General features: G+C 41.7%; 1 protein-coding gene. It reads left to right on the forward strand.

Annotated elements, in window-relative coordinates; genetic code table 11:
* The coding region (locus CIK92_RS01840; protein ID WP_173823790.1) for a helix-turn-helix domain-containing protein at positions 1-235 on the forward strand (235 nt) is incomplete at both ends.

The raw sequence follows: 235 nt of genomic DNA on the forward strand, positions 1-235 counted from the left end.
AAATGGGCAAAGAGAACAAAAATGAAGTATTAAAGTTCCAAGAACCAGCACTTCAACGCAAGCAATCTTGCATTAAGCGCCTATCAGACGACCAAAAACGTATGATATTGCACGCACATCTGGTAAATGGAGTCAGTAAGGCAGAATTAGCAAGAGTTTTTGGCATCAGACGTGAGACTATTTGGAGATGGATTAGTACCTTTGCAGAAGGAAGCCAGCCTGTAGGTAAGCCTAA

The sequence above is a fragment of the Prevotella sp. P4-67 genome (assembly GCF_002251325.1).
Taxonomy (GTDB): Bacteria; Bacteroidota; Bacteroidia; order Bacteroidales; family Bacteroidaceae; genus Prevotella.